Genomic DNA, 17,942 nt, shown 5'->3' on the forward strand with positions numbered 1-17,942 from the left:
GAGTTTAATTCAGTGACTGCAGCAGTCGTATGATTCTGCTGGATCTTCGGTCCAGATCATCCACTTGATAGATGTAGGAGATCCACTTGCTTTGTTCCTCTGAGCTTAGCTTTTGAAAGAGCTTCCATTTCCCGGGATCATCCTGTAGACAGGCAATAAGTTCTTCTGGGATTTGGCTTGGGATTTCTTCTTGAAAAAGCTTGACATAGACTGGATCTCCTTCTTCTTTACCGATGATTTTTCGGATAGCTTTGGCTAGTGGAATGAACAGTTGGCCATTGCCCATGGGCATCAAATGTTTGCCTTCGAAAGCATACGAATCAAAAGAGCCAGAGACCTTCATCATACCATAAGCCTTGCTGCCGGAGAGGATGATCTCAGGGAATTTGACAAAAGTCCACCCGCCTTTCCCGGTAAACTTTTCCAAAAAATAAGTGCCTTCGACAATGAGTTTCATCCAAAAAAAGAGCAGGCTTTAGACCTGCTCTCCTGTTTTGAGTTTATTGTACTTGACCGAATCTCCATCGGATGTTGAGACCAAAGACATCAGCAAAAAAGTCCGTGTTTTCAACTATTCTTAATGTTGGTCGCCAATCGGCTCCAATCACGATAGGTACTTCTTCGAAAGCGTATTCGATCCCGATTTCACCGGCTGCTCCTAAAGAAAAGGGATCATCGATGTATAGTGATGGACCGAAACCAGCATACCAATTGAATTCACTCGACCCTACCGGTCTGTAGATTGGGTTCCAAATCAGGTCAATCCCAACTCCGGATCCGAAGCTCAAATCACCATGGATACGGCTAAATTCGCCGAGAGCAAAAACCCCATCGATAGCCACGTTGTTTCCACCGAACTGGCCGAAACGAACACCAAGTTCCTGAGCCTTAGTCTCCATCGAAGCTGCTAGCCCAAAGAATAATACTAATGAAAGAATTTTAAGGTACTTCATAAGTTAATTATTAAGGTATAGTTTAAAATTATCTACAAATATTAAAATTTATTCTTAAAACTAATCAGTAGGTGAGAGGTATTTGTATACCACACCCGCCAAAATCGCACCAATGATCGGAGCTATCCAAAAGAGCCAGAGCTGCTGCAAATAGATGCCTCCTGCAAAAATAGCCTGCGAAGTACTTCTTGCCGGATTGACAGAGGTATTGGTCACAGGAATGCTGATCAAGTGGATCAAAACTAAGGCCAAACCTATGGCGAGTCCACCAAATCCTGCCGGAGCCTTTGGATGCGTCGACCCCAAAATGACCATCAAAAAGAAAAATGTCATCACTATCTCACACACAAGTGCAGCTGTCATGGAATATCCTCCCGGTGAGGCTTCCCCAAATCCATTGGAGGCAAAACCACCCAATTCCACTCCGGCTTTGCCTGTAGCTATCACGTACAGGATACCTGCTCCGGCTAATCCTCCCAAGACTTGGGCGACGATATAGGGGATCAGATCTTTCTGATCAAATCTCCCACCGATCCACAATCCCACCGATACGGCGGGGTTTAGATGGCATCCTGATATGTGTCCTATGGCATAAGCCATCGTCACCACCGTCAGCCCGAAGGCGAATGCCACTCCTACAAAACCAATTCCCAAATCAGGAAAACCTGCTGCCAAAACAGCGCTACCACAGCCCCCCAGAACAAGCCAGAGGGTGCCAAAGAACTCTGCAATAAGTTTTTTCATAGTGTACAGTTGGGTTAAAAATCTAGATAATTTAAAAAATTATAATGGTATTATTCGCCTTGAAAAGCAATGAATGTCAGCACTTTATATGATTTCATGATAAAATAACCCAGCGGTAAATGGAGGAATATATCAGGTGACGCAGGTACGATAGGAGCAACTGATCCTATTTATAGCTGCTTTCGGTAATAGCTGGGGAGGATAATGGAGTAAAAAGAATGAACGTGATTTGATTGGTGAGATGGAGTTTTGCCTAGTGTAGCCTGCTGTTTTCCTTCTGTCTAAGAAAGCTAAAACCCCTAGAAGTATCGGGTATGGAAGCGGGAGCGAGAAGTCCAAACCAAAAAGAATACACTGACAAAATAGAAAAAGCCTGCAAAATTGATTTTGCAGGCTTACGTACGTCTCGTTCTTGTTTCAATTAATCCACTTTGGGAGCCCATGCGGAGCAAAGCATATGATCTGCTGCGCGATCTGGATGCTCACAGTCAGCACGGTTGTAGCGCTGACAGCTCATGCAATGCATGGAGTCATTGAGCTTTTGGATCAGGGAAAACTGATCGCAAACATATTCTTCACTGACTTTCAGATCGTGCGTTTTGCATTGATTAGCAGTAGTGAAAGAATTACAGTGATTACAGCTGGAGGCGATTCTGATTGACATAATGAGTTCGTTTTGTTGTACTTAATTTTACGAAAAAGAACGCTTAATTGATTGATAGTCAGATAATATCAATTTGAATTAATTAAAAATAGCGGTGAGAAATAAGGCTTGACTTTATGTTGTTTGTCAATGTTTGCTAGTCCATTTCCTTCCCCATTATTTTCCAAATTCGTTCTATAGACTTGAAATTCAAGGCTTTTCTCAGGTAGTTGTTAGCTCGGACTATTCAAAAGTCTCCTTCTTACTCTTGCTTTTCGTAGCACTCGCTCGATGTCCTAAAGAAGTAATTGTTATTTAAAATCATTAAATATTGGCTGATTTGAGCCTTTTTCGGTCATTTTGAGCAAAAGAAAAGGCGCAAGCAAAACTGCTGCGCCTTTCCTGAAGCTCTTCTCGTATGAGCTTTAAATCTTATGTTTTGGCAGGTCTGCCACAGTCTCACAGCAGAGCTGCTCCATCACCTGTCGGAATTGTCTTTTTAAGATAGAGATAGTATGCGTGCCTCCTTCTTTGCCCAAAGCAGCTACCCCATACATAAAGGATCGACCCAAGAAAGCAAACTCAGCTCCAGAGGCCAAGGTACTCGCAATGTCAGGTCCTGTTCGGATCCCGCTATCCATCATGACTGTGATCTGGTCTTTGAATTTCGGAGCGATCTCCTGCAGAGGCTTGATCGTGGATTCTCCATGATCTAGCTGGCGGCCTCCATGATTGGATACAATCACTCCGTCTAGACCTAGGTCAACGGCTTTTTGTACATCTTCTTCACTGGCAACTCCCTTGATGACCAGTTTTCCTTTCCATTTATCTCGGATAGGTTTGATCCGCTCTTCATTTAGCCTTCCGCTGAAAGTCTGATTCATAAACATGCCCAGATGCTTCAGATTCAGTCCTTTCGGGATATAAGGCTTGAGGGTTTTAAATTCCGGTGGTCCCGCCATCAATGTTTCCATAGCCCATCTTGGTCTGCCCATGATCTGCAAAATATTGTTCAGGGACATGCGTGGAGGAATAGATAGTCCGTTGATGATTTCTTTGGATCGATAGCCAAAAGTCGGCACGTCCGAGAGAATCACCAGCACGGGATATTCCGCATCTGCGGCCCGCTGGATGAGTTTGTCTCGCAAGTCGGCTTCTTTGGGATGATAGAGTTGAAACCATGCATTGCCCTGAGAGATCTCTCCGATCGTCTCTATATCAGCCGTGCTCACGGTGCTTAGGATGTAAGGAATATTATGTTCGAAGGCCGCTTTGGCCAAGATTTCCGGTGCTTTTGGCCAGATCATACCCTGCAGTCCAATGGGAGAAATCCCAAAGGGAGCCGCGTATTCTTTCCCAAACAAGTTTGTTTTCAGAGAAATGCCCTGATAGTCCCGCAGGTAGTAAGGCTTAAGGAGAATCTCCCGAATCTCTTCGGTATTTCTTCGCAGGTTGACTTCGGCATTGCAGCCACCATCCAGGTATTCAAAGGCAAATCGAGGTATTCTCTTTTTGGCTTTGGCTCTTAGATAGTCTATGTCAGGATAATTGGAATTGTACTTTTCTTCCATGTTTTGCTACAGGTGTATGGCTCAGTTTGGGAAATAGGCTTGTTTATCTACCTCCAAATCCCCGCGAGGATCTTTCGGAAACCAAAAATAGCAAAAAGTGAATGCGGACTGTCCTGAAATCTCCTGTTCGGCTTTTTTGTGTTTTGGATAGACGCTTCGGGTTGTTAAATGAATCATTCGAAACCTGCGATCAAAAGTCCTGACTTGGATGAAAGCAAATACAATCTCGGGCTGTCTACATAAAAAAAGCACAAGTCTAAAGACCTGTGCTAAATGAGTTATATACCCCAGAATAAAACCCGAGGCGATTTTAATTACAAACTCAGCTCCCCATTCGCCACTTGACTGGCAAGGATCAGGGCATTGTAAAGGTTGGCAATTTTACCAGACTTGGAGATTTCTGAAAAAGGCTTTTCCTCACCCTCAGCTCCCCCTACCAAGACATCCATATCCAAGGCAATTCCAGATTCCAGGATGACTTTTTTGACTTGCGCTGCTGTCAAACTCGGATAGTAAGAGCGGATCATCGCTGCCAACCCTGCCACTGCCGGAGCGGCCATAGACGTGCCTCCCTGAAATTCATAGCTATTATCGGGCATGCTGGAGTATATCTGATCCCCAGGAGCAAAGATATCCACATTCTCCTTGCCATAATTGGAGAAAACAGCGACTAGATCTGTATCCAAATGAGAGGTCAGCGCTCCGACGGTCAAGTAGTTATCCACAAACTCGTTGCGATTGCTTCTTTTATGATCATTCGGGAAACTCGGGTTTTCGGAATCATCCAGATTCAAAGCATCATTGCCTGCCGCATGGACGAAAAGGACATCTTTGGAAGCGGCATAGTCCAGCGCTTCATAGACCCACTCTGCATTGGGAGAAAAAGGCTTTCCAAAGCTCGCATTGATGACTTTGGCACCATTATCAGCGGCATAGCGAATTGCCCTTGCGATGTCTTTGTCATATTCATCCCCGTTGGGTACTGCTCGGATGGACATGATCTGCACATTCTGAGCGACTCCATCTGCACCTTTTTTATTGTTTCGCACCGCGGCGATGATGCCAGCGACATGCGAACCGTGACTTTCGCTCGATACACGGATATCGGGATTGCCATTGCCATAGTCTAGATCCGAGAAATCATAGGGATCGTCTCCGACCGGACTTCTCCCGTCAAAATCCACATTGAGATTATAGTTTACCTGCTCTTCATAATAGGTGATCCCCTCTTCGAGATCTTTGAGCGCTTCGGGAATGCTTTGTCCCATAGCATAGACCTGAGAAAGCATGGCTACGATTTGCTCTTGTTGGGCATTTTTGGGTTCGAAATTTTCCAAGTCTTCCAACGAATAACTCTCCTTTCCCAAGGCCTCTTGCATCATGCCATCAGCCATGGTGATCACCTGCTTGATCTGTCGGATTTGTGGCAAGGTGGCATTTGCCTCCTCCAGCTTCTCGTCCAATTCTGCTTTTGCAGCATCCTGATAGGCTTGATCGCCGATTTTCAGGCGAAGGATACGGGCGATCTCCATCTGTTCATTGTAGGATTCCCCGAGGAAATTATAGCCATGGATATCATCGATATAGCCATTGCCGTCATTGTCAATGCCATCTCCCGGCTTCTCACCCGGATTGGTCCAAAGCACCTCCTGAATATCCTCATGATCCAGATCGATGCCTGAGTCAATGACCGCTACGATGACGGTTTCGCCTTTTTTCTTTTTCAAAAGCTCCGCATAGGCACGATCCACACTCATTCCCGGAATGGTATCCTGCTGCAAGTCCAGATGACCCCAGTGCTGTGCCTGCTGATCGGTGAGTTCGGCTTGCTTGTGGGAAAGAGTAGAATAGGTGATCGGAGGGGCGGTGATCAAAGAACTGGTCGTACAGGATGAGGCCAAAACCAGCAGTCCCATACCAGCCCAGAGTTTCAATTTGGATTTATTCATACCTAAAAGTAACGGGAGATTCTGAGTATTGGAGGGTTTTTATGAGTTAAAAATGGTGAAGGGTTTTTTTAAGTGATCAGTCTCAGTGGTCAGTTGGCAGGAGGTAGTTTTTCAAGGAAAAGCAGACTCATCGAAAAAATAAAGTCTAATTAAGAAATGGGTGTCACCTGAATCTGTCCGCCAATAGCTTTTAAAACTTTCATGATGGTAGCAAATTGGGGTTTTGCTCCATCAGATAGGGCCTTATAAAGGCTGGGTCTGCTGAGGCCGGTTTCTTCTGCGATTTTACTCATTCCTATGGCTTTCGCGACATGTCCGATCGCAACGACCACATCTTCATCTGTTCCATTTTCCAGAATTTCATTTAGATAGGCTGCAATCATTTCATTGCTGTCCAAGTAATCAGCGATGTCAAATTTAGAGATTTTCATTTTTCAAATCCTTGAATTTAGCGGTTAAGGTGTATCTGTCTGAATACTAAAATATAGAAAAAATCCTTCGCTCTTGTCCGAGAGAGCTGGCTTTTGATTGACCGATCCAACCTTTCAGGAATGAGTTCAACACATTATTTAAAGTCCCAAAGACATTCCGGAGAGTGTTTGACAGATTAATTATAGCCTCAATCACATTCGCTTGTCTGTTGAAGACTTTCAATAAGGTCTCAAACACCTAATGGAGAGTCTTTATCACTATCATGAATGACAAAATCACCTAATCGAAAGTCTTGAACACCAAAAATAGCGTGTCAAACATATTGTGGAATGTCACAAAGATATTTTTGCGTTTTTGAATCTGTAGATATCTGTGCCTTTTTCTGCGAAGATCTGGGGAGAATGAGTTAAACCACTCGAATTGTATTGAAACAAATTCAGAATAATACAATGAAAAATAAGTTAAAAAAGTATGTTATTTCGTCAAAATGAATTTATGAAGTAATATATTTTGTTTGTTGTAAATTTTATTTTACCTTCGATAGTATTGTAGAAGAACTCACTTTTACTTTTAAACTAAAGAAAAATGAATCAATCACTTCAAAGACTTCAGACAATTATCCATAGAACTCCGACAAATGAGATTACAATCGAGGACCAAAAATTTCTTTTAACTGAACTCCATGCCTATCTTCTTCCATTAAGGCCACTTATTGAACAGATTCAAGATGAAATGGAAAAAGATTTGGGGGTTACCGTTGATGTTAATTTTAACTTTGGAGCGCAGATTGGAAAAATTCTTAAAGAATGTTCGTATCCAATATTGAACTCTGAAATTTAATTGCATTGGAAGGAAGGTCATTAAATTCATGCAATTTTAAAGCCGAGTAAAGGGAAATCTAATCTCCGCGTCCTCTGCGCCTTTGCGGTAAGAAAAAAAACCTTCGAGGTTTCGAAAACAAAAAAAGCCTTCCCATTGCTGGAAAGGCTATTTGGTGTCCACGGACAACAGTCGACTGTCAACCGTGGTCCGTGGACTATAAATTACTTCATACTTCCAATCATATCCTCAGGCTTCACCCACTCATCGAATTGCTCGGAGGTAAGGAGACCCAAGGCGATAGCAGCTTCACGAAGGCTAGTACCTTCCTTATGCGCTTTCTTGGCGATAGCAGCGGCATTTTCATATCCTATATGGGTATTCAAAGCTGTTACCAGCATCAAGGAGTTTTCCAAGTGACGTTGGATCATCGGCGTATTGGGTTCGATCCCCACCGCACAGTTGTCATTGAAAGATACGCATGCATCTCCGATCAATCTTGCAGATTGTAGGAAATTTGCCGCGATCATGGGCTTGAATACATTTAGCTCGAAATGACCATTAGATCCACCGATGGAAACAGCCACATCATTTCCCATCACCTGAGCTGCCACCATCGTCATGGCTTCTACCTGAGTTGGATTGACTTTTCCTGGCATAATGGATGATCCTGGCTCATTTTCAGGAATCAAGATCTCTCCGATACCGGATCTTGGACCGGAAGAAAGCATACGGATGTCATTGGCGATTTTCATCAGGGAAACAGCCAATTGCTTCAAGGCGCCATGTGCTTCTACCATGCCATCATGTGCTGCCAAAGCTTCAAATTTATTTGGAGCAGTCACGAAAGGCTGTCCGGAGAATTCAGCGATTTTCTTCGCAACCAATTCAGAATAGCCTTGTGGCGTGTTGAGTCCGGTTCCTACGGCTGTTCCACCCAAAGCCAATTCGGAAAGGTGAGCCAAGGTATTTTTCAATGCTCTCAATCCATGATCCAGCTGAGCTACATAGCCGCTAAATTCCTGTCCCAAAGTCAGTGGAGTCGCATCCATAAAGTGGGTACGGCCAATTTTCACCACATCTTTGAAAGCTTTGGATTTGGCATCCAAGGTATCTCTCAATTTCTGAACACCCGGGATGGTTGTTTCTACCACCATTTTGTAGGCAGCGATGTGCATTGCCGTTGGGTAGGTGTCATTGGATGACTGAGACTTGTTCACATCGTCATTCGGGTGGATGGATTTTTTGGCATCTTCCAAAGATCCTCCCTGCAATACGTGCGCTCTGTAGGCGATTACTTCGTTGGAGTTCATGTTGGATTGGGTACCGGAACCGGTCTGCCAAACCACCAAAGGGAACTGATCGTCCAGTTTTCCTGCCAAAATCTCATCACAAACCGTAGAGATGATGTCTGCTTTTTCCTGGGCCAAAACGCCCAATTCAGCATTGGTTTGTGCAGCGGCTTTTTTCAAAATGGCAAAAGCGCGGATGATTTCGATCGGCATGCGGTTCTTTTCGCCACCGATTTTGAAGTTGTTGATCGAGCGCTGCGTCTGCGCTCCCCAATATTTGTCTGCAGGCACCTCTACAGGCCCCATCGTGTCTTTTTCTATACGAATGCTCATAAGAGTGGATTTATTGAATTCAGATTTCCGGCCGCTAAAATAAGGGCAAATGGCTTTTTTCCCTAGTTGCGAGCGCTTTAATCCTTCATTTGTAGGTTTATCAATTGATGAAATTCCTCCCGGGAGGATTTGACTTGTCTGTGAAAAAAGAAAATGGCCAGGGAATAGTTCAAAACAGCCAAGGCCAGACAGATAAATCCGTTGAGAAAATTATCAGCCAGTCCCATAAAAAATCCGGCAAAAGCCAATAGGATAATGCTCCAGAAAACCACAAAAAAGAGGGCTCCTGGAAATAGTTTGTATTGGAGAAAAAGGATTGATCCACGCGCGGTTTCTTCCACTTCGCCCAAAATCAAAGGAAGGAAGGTATTGCTTCTATTGATGACCTTGGAAATGCGAAAGCTGTTTTTGCCGACGATCCCATTGAAGGAAGCCTTGCGGGAAAGCTCGGTTCTTTTGTCGAGAAAATTGACCTCCAACGTTTTTTTGGAAATATGCTCCATGACCTCCTCTTTGGAAAGAGCGCTGACAAGCGTTTCGCTATGAAAAGGAATCAGGGTCATGGATTCAGAAATGGACTAAAATTTATTAAGGGAGGATAATTTACGAATTAAGATTTGGGATATACGATTTAGAATTACGAAATACGAAATGAGAAATACGAGCAGCAGAGAAGATTTTGGCCAATCTCGAGTCTCTCAATCTCCATTCTCTAATAATGAACATCGAATAATGAAGAACCTTCCAACTTTACCACTTTTCAACTTTTAACCGCCACACAAGAAATCTCCACATTCACATTTTTAGGGAGCTTAGATACTTCTACGGTCTCACGTGCAGGAGGATTGCTCTTGAAATACTGTCCATAGGCCTCATTGATCGTTGCAAACTCATCCATGGATTTGATAAAAATGGTGCACTTCACCACATCTCCAAAACCAAAGTCAGCTGCACGAAGGACAGCCTCCAGGTTTTTCATCACCGCGTGAGTTTCTTCCGTGATATTTTCATTGATCAGTTCTCCGGTTTCTGCATCCAGAGGAATCTGACCGGATACATACAAGGTATTTCCTGCCAAAACAGCCTGAGAATAAGGTCCAATAGGTGCCGGAGCTTCTGGGGTAAAGATGATTTGGTTTGCCATATTATTTTAAAGTATCAAGTATTAAGTATTAAGTATCAAGATTTTGGTACCAAGTCCAAAGTACAAGGTACAAAGTAGGGTTAAAAGTAATTAGGATGAAACAATTCCCCATTGCTAAGAAATTACTCTTTAAAGAGGGAATTGGTCGGAGTAAACATTCGTGTATTTTGCAAATACAACTTACGACTCACCACTTACAAAATCACATCTCAAACTGAGACTGATCACTGCCCCATTTCCACTAAATCACTGCTTCTTCGCTTCTTCCCAAAAGACATCCATTTCTGCTAGGGTCATATCAGAAAGGTTCTTTCCAGCAGATTTGGCTGAATTTTCTAGGTACTGGAATCGCTTGATGAATTTTTTGTTGGTTCGCTCCAAAGCCTCTTCAGGATTGATATCAATAAATCGTGCATAATTGATCAGAGAAAAAAGTAAGTCTCCGAACTCTCCACTGGCTTTTTCCTGGTCGATTTCCTTTTCATCCGCAGCATTGAATTCGGCCTTGAACTCTTGCATTTCCTCCTCCACTTTTTCCCAAACCTGATGTTTTTCTTCCCAATCAAAACCCACTCCTCGGGCTTTTTCCTGAATTCTCATCGCTTTGATCAAGGCTGGAAGGGAGCGGGGCACTCCACCCAAAACGGATTTATTGCCTTTTTCCTGAAGTTTGATTTTTTCCCAATTTTGACTGACTGTATCCGCATCATTGGCCTCCGTATCTCCATAAATATGGGGATGGCGGCGGATGAGTTTTTCGCAGAGTGCATCGATCAGGGTAGTCACATCAAAGTTGCCCTCTTCGGAACCAATTTTGGCATAAAAGACTATATGAAGTAGGATGTCCCCGAGTTCCTTTTTGATTTCTTCGGGATTGCCATCCAAGATAGCGTCCGACAATTCAAATGTCTCCTCAATCGTCAGATGTCTCAGGCTTTCAGTGGTTTGCTTCCTGTCCCAAGGGCATTGGGCACGAAGCTCATCCATGATGGTCAATAGGCGGTCAAAGGCTGCTAATTGCTCAGCCCGGGTACTCAAATTAGACATTGCGTGGGAAACTAAGTTTGATTTGTGGTCGTTTTCGAAGTAAAGCTTTAAATTTGCGCAAATTTATCCGTTATGACAACAGTATTAATAACCCTGGGCTTTGTGGCATTATTCTTCGTTTTGATGTCTGTAAGGCTCCTATTCCTAAAAAACGGAGAATTCAAAGGCACCTGTGCCTCCCAAAATCCCTATCTCAACAAAGACGGCGGAACCTGTAGCTATTGTGGAAAAACCGTAGATGCGAATAGCAGCTGTGGCAATCCAGACAATGAGGTGGACAAGGTTTTGGCCAAATTCAAATAAATAACCATCCCGCTTGTGGGCGGGATTTTTTAATAAGTTGTACTTAATTCACTTCTGTACGTGTCGTTAATCAAATCTATCTCTGGAATCAGAGGTACTATTGGAGGAAAAGCTGGTGAGGGTCTCACTCCCATCGATGTAGTCAAATTTGCATCTGCTTATGGTGCATGGGTTTTGGAAAAAACCGGAAATGCGAAGGTGGTCATCGGTCGGGATGCCCGATTGTCAGGTGACATGGTTTCGCGTTTGGTTTCTGCCACCCTGCAAGGATTGGGAATCCACGTGATCGATCTCGGTCTGAGCACTACCCCGACGGTAGAATTCGCAGTTCCTTTGGAAAAAGCCGGTGGAGGAATCATCCTGACAGCCAGCCACAATCCTATTCAATGGAATGCGCTGAAATTGTTGAACTCCAAAGGAGAATTTATTTCAGATGCAGAAGGAAAAGATATTCTTCAAAAAGCCGAAAATGAGGATTTCACCTTCGCAGAAGTAAAAAAATTGGGTGCTTACACGTTTGTAGATAACTATATCGACCGTCATATCCAGCATGTATTGGATTTGGAATTGGTAGATGTGGAAGCCATCAAAGCCCGTAATTTCAAAATTGTTGTGGATGCGGTTAATTCCACCGGGGGCATTGCCGTTCCAAAATTGCTTCGTGCTCTGGGAGTTGAAGTAATCGAAGAAATGTTCTGTACCCCTGATGGTCATTTCCCTCACAACCCTGAGCCACTTCCTGAAAACCTGAGAGATATTTCTCAAAAGTTGGAAAAAGGAAGCTTTGATCTAGGAATCGTGGTGGATCCAGATGTGGACCGTTTGGCGTTTATCACTGAGGATGGATCTCCATTTGGTGAAGAATATACCTTGGTGGCTGTTGCAGACTATGTGCTGTCACAAACTCCTGGAAATACCGTTTCCAACCTTTCTTCCACTCGTGCATTGAGAGATGTGACTGAAAAAAGAGGTGGAGCCTATACCGCCGCAGCTGTGGGAGAAGTGAATGTGGTGAACCAAATGAAAGCCGTAGATGCGGTGATCGGTGGAGAAGGAAACGGCGGAATCATCTATCCCACCTCACACTATGGAAGAGACGCCTTGGTTGGGATTGGTTTGTTTTTGACACATTTGGCTAAATTTGGAAAGACAATCTCCAGACTGAGAGCGACTTACCCCAGCTATTATATTTCCAAAAATAAGATTGAGTTGACTCCGGAGATCAATGTGGATCGGATTCTGGATGCCATCAAAACCAAATACCAAAAGCATCCGATCAATGACATAGACGGTGTCAAGATCGAGTTTGAAAAGGAATGGGTGCATTTGAGAAAATCCAATACTGAGCCGATTATCAGAATCTATTCGGAGTCTGATTCAGAAGCGACCGCCGAGCATTTGGCAAAGAAAATCATGCAGGATATCAAGGAGGTGGTTTCCGCTTCCCTGCTATAAACTATAGAATACAAACCCAACTAGTAAAGAGATGAAAGTCTATTTTGATAATGCCGCAACTACAGCTATGGATGAGCGAGTGATCGAAGCCATGCTGCCCTATATGAGGGATCACTATGGCAATCCTTCCTCCGTTCACAGTCATGGACGTGAAGTGCGTACTGCCATAGAGAGATCAAGAAAGAAAGTGGCGGAACTGCTCAATACGACTCCTGCTGAGATTTTCTTTACTTCAGGCGGTACAGAGGCTGATAATACGGCTTTGGTTTGCGGCATCGAAACTCATGGCATTACCCATGCGATCACCTCTCCTTTGGAGCATCATGCGGTACTGCACACGCTGGAAGTTTGTGAGCAAAAAGGCAAACTCAAATTGACCAAATTGGATGTCAATGAGCAAGGTGAAATTGACTTGGATCAGCTGGAAGCAAGCCTGAAAGCCAACCCAAACTCTTTGGTTTCCCTAATGCATGCCAATAATGAGATCGGAAATATCAATGACCTGAATCGCATCGGTTCCTTGGCAAAAGAATATGGAGCCTTCTTCCATTCTGATACTGTTCAGACCATGGGACATTATGTGCATGATCTGAAATCCTTGCCTGTTGATTCTATTGTTGCTGGTGGTCATAAGTTTCATGGACCGAAAGGATCTGGTTTCTTGTATGTGAGAAAAGACAAGAAGATCCATCCATTTATTCACGGTGGAGCTCAGGAGAGAAACATGAGAGGTGGAACGGAGAACGTGATCGGAATCATCGGCATCGCGAAAGCTTTGGAATTGGCGTATGAAGATATGGCTGCACATGAAACTCACGTGAAAGCTTTGAAGAAGCATTTCATCGAAAAGCTAACAGCTGGTATTCCAGATGTGGAGTTCAATGGATTGTCTGCCGACTTGGATAAGTCTTTGTATACAGTATTGAATGTGAGTTTGCCTCCATCTGAAGCCAATGCAGGGATGCTATTGTTCAACTTGGACCTGGAAGGGATTTCCGCATCAGGTGGATCTGCTTGCAGCTCTGGTGCGACCGTCGGATCGCATGTTTTGAGAGCCTTGAATCACAAGCCGGAGAGAGATTCAGTTCGATTCTCATTCAGCCGATACAACACCATCGAAGACGTAGACTACGCAGTTGAAAAACTCAAAGAACTCTACGCTGTGGAGGTATAAATTAGGAAGGGAGCTGAAAGGCTCCTTTTTTGTTTCAATTTTGAAGAGTTCAATAATTATTGGTGTTTTTCAATTAAATTGAATTATGAAAACTCAATATCTTAAACATCAATTTGTTACAAATCCTCAGGGTGAGAAAGTAGCTGTGATTGTTCCTATCCATGAATATGAAAAAATGCTCGAGGAATTGGAAGAGTTGGAGGATATCAGACTTTATGATGAGGCAAAAGTTTCAGATAGTGGGGAACGCATTTCTATCTCCGATTATATGAAAAAGAGAAATCTAAAGGATGGGTAAATATGAGATACTTTTTAACCCAAAAGCCGAGAAGCAATTAGACAAATTATCCAATCAGGTAGTTAAGCCTATTTTGGAAGCCATACTATCCCTATCAGAAGACCCTCGACCCTCAGGTTGCAAGAAATTAAAAGGAAGACCTGCCTATAGAATAAGGGTTCAAAACTACAGGGTAATCTATGAAATTCTTGACAAAGTGCTTTTAGTTGAAGTGATTGCTATTGGACATCGAAAAGATATCTACAAGTAATACCTTGCTTCAAATTCTCATTTCCCTTTATACCCAATCGCATAAGGAGTCCAGATTTCGTAGATAGGATTTCCGGTAGAGCTCAGGCCACTGTGATGCCATTCGCCATCGATCACTTCATAATCAAAGCTCAAACTTGCCCCTACTCTTGAATCGTCTCTTGAGAAAAAGGTGATGTTTTCAGTATATTTTCCGTCGATTGCTGTGTATGTTCCTCCTCCAGATCCAGAAAATTCCTTAGTCTCTGAATTGAAAGCTATCCACTGAAATCTTCCTCCAGAAAGAATCTTGACCGTCCGTCTGGCTCCCGGAGTGCTTCTGGAGATTTCTCCATCTCTTTTTCTTCCTGTGATTACCCAGTTGCCAGTGAGATCATCAGGTTCGGCAGGCAACTTTTCCCAGATTTCCACGAGCATATTGCCTTTGATTTCCGAACTGATCACAATTTTACCATCTACAAAGTCCAGTTTGTATTTGTTGTTGGTGCCAACTTGAAATGGATCAAGGGTGAAAAAATCGAGCGTTTCCACGTAGCTGTTTCCTTCCAACGTAAAGGGACCACCTCCCGCCCCGATGAAGTGATTGTCAGCTACATTTTTGGCTCCAAATGCAAAATAATCATCCTGATAGATTTTGATGTACTCCACGTCTGTGACAGGTTGGCCATTTTGATGGGTCATTTTCCAGGCACCTTCGAGAGACTGTCCATACACGAGGGACAAAAGGAATAAAAATGGGAGAACTAGAAGTTTTTTCATGAGATGGATCGAATGTCTTTGCTCAAATTCCAAAACAATTGCCGAAAAATCAACACTTTCTGTACCGATGGCATCTTTTCTTTGATAGACTTGTAGGATGAAAAGCTACATTCTTGCCTTTCCGCTGTCAAAAATTGAAGAGATGTTTCCCAATCGCTGCATCAAACAGGTAGATTTGGATGGCTTGAAAGTGGGCGTAACAAGAATAGAGGAGGAATTTTTTGCTTTCGAAAGCACTTGTCCCCATCGATTGACTTCCTTGATTCCCGGAGAGATTTCCGAATCAAAAGAAGTCATTTGTCCACTTCACTCTTACAGATTTGATTTGAATTCCGGAGCCGTCAAAGCAGGAATGTGTGGAGATTTGAAAGTCTATCCGGTCGAAATGGACGAAGCTGGCTTGAAAATTTCAATCCCTGAGATTAGTAATTGAACGCAAGCTTGATTCCGCCGTAGTAATTTCTCTCCGGAGCCGGTTGATAGTATCTTCCACCAAATGGATTCAGGTCATTTCCCAAAGAATATAATTCATCCAGAAGATTGTCTACTCCTGTGAAAACCTCCAAATCCCAATTGCTGAATGATCGGACATAGCCCAGCCTCGCATTGATCAAATTAAATGGATCAGAATAAACCGTATTGGCATCGTCGAGAGGGATTTCTCCAGTGTATTGATGAGTCAGGTTGAGATAGATGCCTGGCTTAGTTCTAAGGTCAAGTCGTGTCACCAAGTTAGTTTTTGGCACTCCGGTCAGCTCATTTCCGGAGAAGTCATTTTCGCCTTTTTGGTAGTCTTTAAACTCGAAAAACTGTCCAGTATAAGCTGTTCCGATCAAAACGTCTTGAAAGAATCCTGAAGCATTTCTCAGCAGTGCATAATCTATAGAAGCCTCAATTCCCTTTTGATCTGTCGCTCCCGCATTCCGGAAAAGTACCACGCCATTTTCATTGGTATAGGTGGTGATGGTCTCTTTCAGTTGGAGGTAGTAGGCGATCAATTCCACATTGAATTTTTCTTTCCCAAGCCTATAACCCACTTCGAAGTTGGTCCCTTTTTCGGCTTCCAAATCCAGATTGACACTTCCTTCATTAGTTCTCACCTCGTCGATAGTTGGAGGAGAAAAACCTCCGCTCACGGATCCATATACTGAGCTAAAGGCCGAAAGGCCATAATTCAAGGCGACTCGAGGAACTACCACGGGATCAAATGTGCGGCTGTTTAATCCAGTTGGACCTCCTGAAGCATCTATTTGGCGATCGATTTCATAGCCAGAGAAGTTTTCACTTAGCCCAAGTGTGAAGAGAAGCTTCTCTGTAAAATTCAACTCCGCCTGTTGAAACAAGAATCCTTGATAAGCCCGTAGTTTATCCGCAAAGCGAACTGTATCTGCATCTCCTGATCTATTGCCAAAATTCTGAGCATCCGTCCAGCTATTTTGGTATTCTGCTCCAGCGACGAGTCGAAGAGCTTTTCCAGCAAATTGACTTTCATGCGTGAACTTGGTTCTCGCGCCATAGCCAAAACCCAGCTCCTTTTTATAATCCAGGATAAATGGATTTTCGAAATCATTCGTGTTGAGATAAAGAGTCGTGCTGTTTTGGGTTTTTTCAGAAAAACGATACACATGCCCTAAGGAAAGCAAAAGTGACTTTTGGGCAATCGAACTGTTTTGTTCTACAGATCCAGGCCGGGCATGTTTCGGGTCATCCGCGACTTGATCTGCATTGAGAGCTCCGGGGATTTGATAGTTCAGATCCGAAATCAGCATTTGGGTACGGAATTCCTGTTTTTCGGAAATTGGGAAATATCCGCCCAATTGGAAAACCTTCCGATCCATGGCGGAATGATCTCGATAGCCATGGGATTTTTGGCTGACAAAAGAGGCTTCAATACCACCGTTTCCGATGGTCTGGGTGAGTCCAAGCCGGTATTTACGCAAGCCAAAACTTCCCGTCAAGTAGTCCGCGGCAATGCGATTGGAATTCAAAATAGGCTTGCTGAAAAGTGAAATAGCTCCTCCATTCCCGGCACCATAAATACTTCCTGAAGGTCCTTTGATGACTTCCGAGCTTTTGATGTTGGATAGATCCAGCAAGTTCAGAGCGGTAGTACCATCCGGAGCAGTGAAAGGCACATCATTCCAATAGACTTTGACATTTCTCACACCAAAAGGAGCTCTCAAAGAACTTCCTCGAATAGAAATCCGGTAGCTTGCAGGAGCTCTTTCTTCGATTCGTACTCCAGCTTTCTGGTTGAAAGCATTTACGGGAGATATTTCATTGAACCGGGCAAAATCCCGCTCGTTGACTTTGACGATGGCGGCAGACTGCTCCAAAAGCGGTCTTTCTGACTCAAAAGCTGAAACTGTCACCGCAGATAGGTTCATGACTTCAGGTATCAATTCAACTTGATATTCACCCGCTTCAAACCATTTTTCCAAGTATTCATAGCCTTCCTTGGCAAAAGAAATCCGCACACCATCCCCTGCTATTGCGATAATTCCGCTGCCGTTCGTCGTCAGGAATTTTTGATTTTCGGGACGCACCCGCACATTTTCCAGAGGAAGCCCACTCACTTGATCCGTGATTGTCAATTGGATTTGTGCCTGAGCGGTGAGAGAGGATATACAAATCAGAAGAACCAGCAATCTTTTCATAGTCGAAAATTAATAGGAATCGAATAGAGAACGGCATAAATCTTCTCAAACGGTCAGATTTGACTGAGACTCCTTCTCGAAAAGATAGCGAGTGCCCCTTACTAGACAGTTTGTAGAAGG

At 43.6% G+C, this 17,942-nt stretch carries 20 protein-coding genes; 7 read left to right on the plus strand and 13 right to left on the minus strand.

Features of this window, described 5'->3' with window-relative positions:
- Positions 1 to 4: 4 nt before the first annotated feature.
- From G460_RS0114515 to G460_RS0114550, 7 genes are all read right to left on the minus strand, one after another.
- Positions 5 to 457, minus strand: a complete 453-nt coding sequence (locus G460_RS0114515) for a YdeI/OmpD-associated family protein (protein ID WP_026956046.1) — start codon at positions 455 to 457, stop codon at positions 5 to 7.
- A gap of 43 nt (positions 458 to 500) precedes the next feature.
- A complete protein-coding gene (locus tag G460_RS0114520) occupies positions 501 to 953 on the minus strand; it encodes a hypothetical protein (protein ID WP_026956047.1) in 453 nt (150 codons plus the stop codon).
- Positions 954 to 1,013: 60 nt separating this feature from the next.
- Positions 1,014 to 1,697, minus strand: coding sequence for an aquaporin Z (aqpZ, locus tag G460_RS0114525; RefSeq protein ID WP_026956048.1), 684 nt, complete (start codon positions 1,695 to 1,697; stop codon positions 1,014 to 1,016).
- Positions 1,698 to 2,118: 421 nt separating this feature from the next.
- Entirely contained in the window at positions 2,119 to 2,361 is a 243-nt protein-coding gene (locus G460_RS23200; protein ID WP_157366935.1) for a hypothetical protein, read from the minus strand.
- A gap of 404 nt (positions 2,362 to 2,765) precedes the next feature.
- Positions 2,766 to 3,911 (minus strand): alpha-hydroxy acid oxidase, encoded by a 1,146-nt coding sequence (locus G460_RS0114535; protein WP_026956050.1) that lies wholly within the window; start codon positions 3,909 to 3,911, stop codon positions 2,766 to 2,768.
- A 314-nt stretch (positions 3,912 to 4,225) separates the two neighbouring features.
- Complete coding sequence (locus tag G460_RS0114545; protein ID WP_026956051.1) at positions 4,226 to 5,860, minus strand: S8 family peptidase; 1,635 nt, start codon at positions 5,858 to 5,860, stop codon at positions 4,226 to 4,228.
- 149 nt (positions 5,861 to 6,009) lie between these two features.
- The gene (locus G460_RS0114550) at positions 6,010 to 6,291 is read right to left on the minus strand and encodes an addiction module antidote protein (protein ID WP_026956052.1); all 282 of its coding nucleotides are present in this window, start codon (positions 6,289 to 6,291) and stop codon (positions 6,010 to 6,012) included.
- A 586-nt stretch (positions 6,292 to 6,877) separates the two neighbouring features.
- Here G460_RS0114550 and G460_RS0114555 point away from each other — a divergent pair.
- Positions 6,878 to 7,132, plus strand: a complete 255-nt coding sequence (locus G460_RS0114555) for a hypothetical protein (protein ID WP_026956053.1) — start codon at positions 6,878 to 6,880, stop codon at positions 7,130 to 7,132.
- A gap of 203 nt (positions 7,133 to 7,335) precedes the next feature.
- Here G460_RS0114555 and fumC read toward each other — a convergent pair whose 3' ends face one another.
- The 4 genes from fumC to mazG all read right to left on the minus strand — a co-directional run bounded on the left by fumC (position 7,336) and on the right by mazG (position 10,927).
- The gene (gene fumC, locus G460_RS0114560) at positions 7,336 to 8,736 is read right to left on the minus strand and encodes a class II fumarate hydratase (protein ID WP_026956054.1); all 1,401 of its coding nucleotides are present in this window, start codon (positions 8,734 to 8,736) and stop codon (positions 7,336 to 7,338) included.
- A gap of 77 nt (positions 8,737 to 8,813) precedes the next feature.
- Positions 8,814 to 9,299 (minus strand): hypothetical protein, encoded by a 486-nt coding sequence (locus G460_RS0114565; protein ID WP_026956055.1) that lies wholly within the window; start codon positions 9,297 to 9,299, stop codon positions 8,814 to 8,816.
- A gap of 197 nt (positions 9,300 to 9,496) precedes the next feature.
- Positions 9,497 to 9,880, minus strand: coding sequence for a RidA family protein (locus G460_RS0114570; RefSeq protein ID WP_026956056.1), 384 nt, complete (start codon positions 9,878 to 9,880; stop codon positions 9,497 to 9,499).
- A 246-nt stretch (positions 9,881 to 10,126) separates the two neighbouring features.
- Complete coding sequence (mazG, locus tag G460_RS0114575) at positions 10,127 to 10,927, minus strand: nucleoside triphosphate pyrophosphohydrolase (RefSeq protein ID WP_026956057.1); 801 nt, start codon at positions 10,925 to 10,927, stop codon at positions 10,127 to 10,129.
- Positions 10,928 to 10,999: 72 nt separating this feature from the next.
- Here mazG and G460_RS0114580 point away from each other — a divergent pair, with 72 nt between their 5' ends.
- From G460_RS0114580 to G460_RS0114600, 5 genes are all read left to right on the plus strand, one after another.
- Complete coding sequence (locus tag G460_RS0114580) at positions 11,000 to 11,230, plus strand: hypothetical protein (protein ID WP_026956058.1); 231 nt, start codon at positions 11,000 to 11,002, stop codon at positions 11,228 to 11,230.
- A gap of 60 nt (positions 11,231 to 11,290) precedes the next feature.
- Positions 11,291 to 12,685, plus strand: coding sequence for a phosphoglucosamine mutase (gene glmM / locus G460_RS0114585; protein ID WP_026956059.1), 1,395 nt, complete (start codon positions 11,291 to 11,293; stop codon positions 12,683 to 12,685).
- A 31-nt stretch (positions 12,686 to 12,716) separates the two neighbouring features.
- A complete protein-coding gene (locus tag G460_RS0114590) occupies positions 12,717 to 13,859 on the plus strand; it encodes a cysteine desulfurase family protein (RefSeq protein WP_026956060.1) in 1,143 nt (380 codons plus the stop codon).
- A gap of 85 nt (positions 13,860 to 13,944) precedes the next feature.
- Positions 13,945 to 14,157: a hypothetical protein gene (locus tag G460_RS0114595; protein WP_026956061.1), complete on the plus strand. Its 213-nt coding sequence runs from the start codon at positions 13,945 to 13,947 to the stop codon at positions 14,155 to 14,157.
- Entirely contained in the window at positions 14,150 to 14,407 is a 258-nt protein-coding gene (locus tag G460_RS0114600) for a type II toxin-antitoxin system RelE family toxin (RefSeq protein WP_026956062.1), read from the plus strand. The genes G460_RS0114595 and G460_RS0114600 overlap by 8 nt, the downstream gene beginning before the upstream one ends.
- Before the next feature lie 17 nt (positions 14,408 to 14,424).
- Here G460_RS0114600 and G460_RS0114605 read toward each other — a convergent pair whose 3' ends face one another.
- Positions 14,425 to 15,165 (minus strand): hypothetical protein, encoded by a 741-nt coding sequence (locus G460_RS0114605; protein WP_026956063.1) that lies wholly within the window; start codon positions 15,163 to 15,165, stop codon positions 14,425 to 14,427.
- A 97-nt stretch (positions 15,166 to 15,262) separates the two neighbouring features.
- Here G460_RS0114605 and G460_RS0114615 point away from each other — a divergent pair, with 97 nt between their 5' ends.
- Positions 15,263 to 15,598, plus strand: coding sequence for a Rieske (2Fe-2S) protein (locus G460_RS0114615; RefSeq protein WP_026956064.1), 336 nt, complete (start codon positions 15,263 to 15,265; stop codon positions 15,596 to 15,598).
- On the opposite strand, the gene G460_RS0114620 is transcribed toward G460_RS0114615, so the two are convergent.
- Positions 15,588 to 17,822, minus strand: coding sequence for a TonB-dependent receptor family protein (locus G460_RS0114620; RefSeq protein WP_026956065.1), 2,235 nt, complete (start codon positions 17,820 to 17,822; stop codon positions 15,588 to 15,590). The genes G460_RS0114615 and G460_RS0114620 overlap by 11 nt on opposite strands.
- Between the last annotated feature and the right edge of the window lie 120 nt (positions 17,823 to 17,942).

It is taken from the genome of Algoriphagus vanfongensis DSM 17529, from assembly GCF_000429465.1.
Classification (GTDB): Bacteria; Bacteroidota; Bacteroidia; order Cytophagales; family Cyclobacteriaceae; genus Algoriphagus; species Algoriphagus vanfongensis.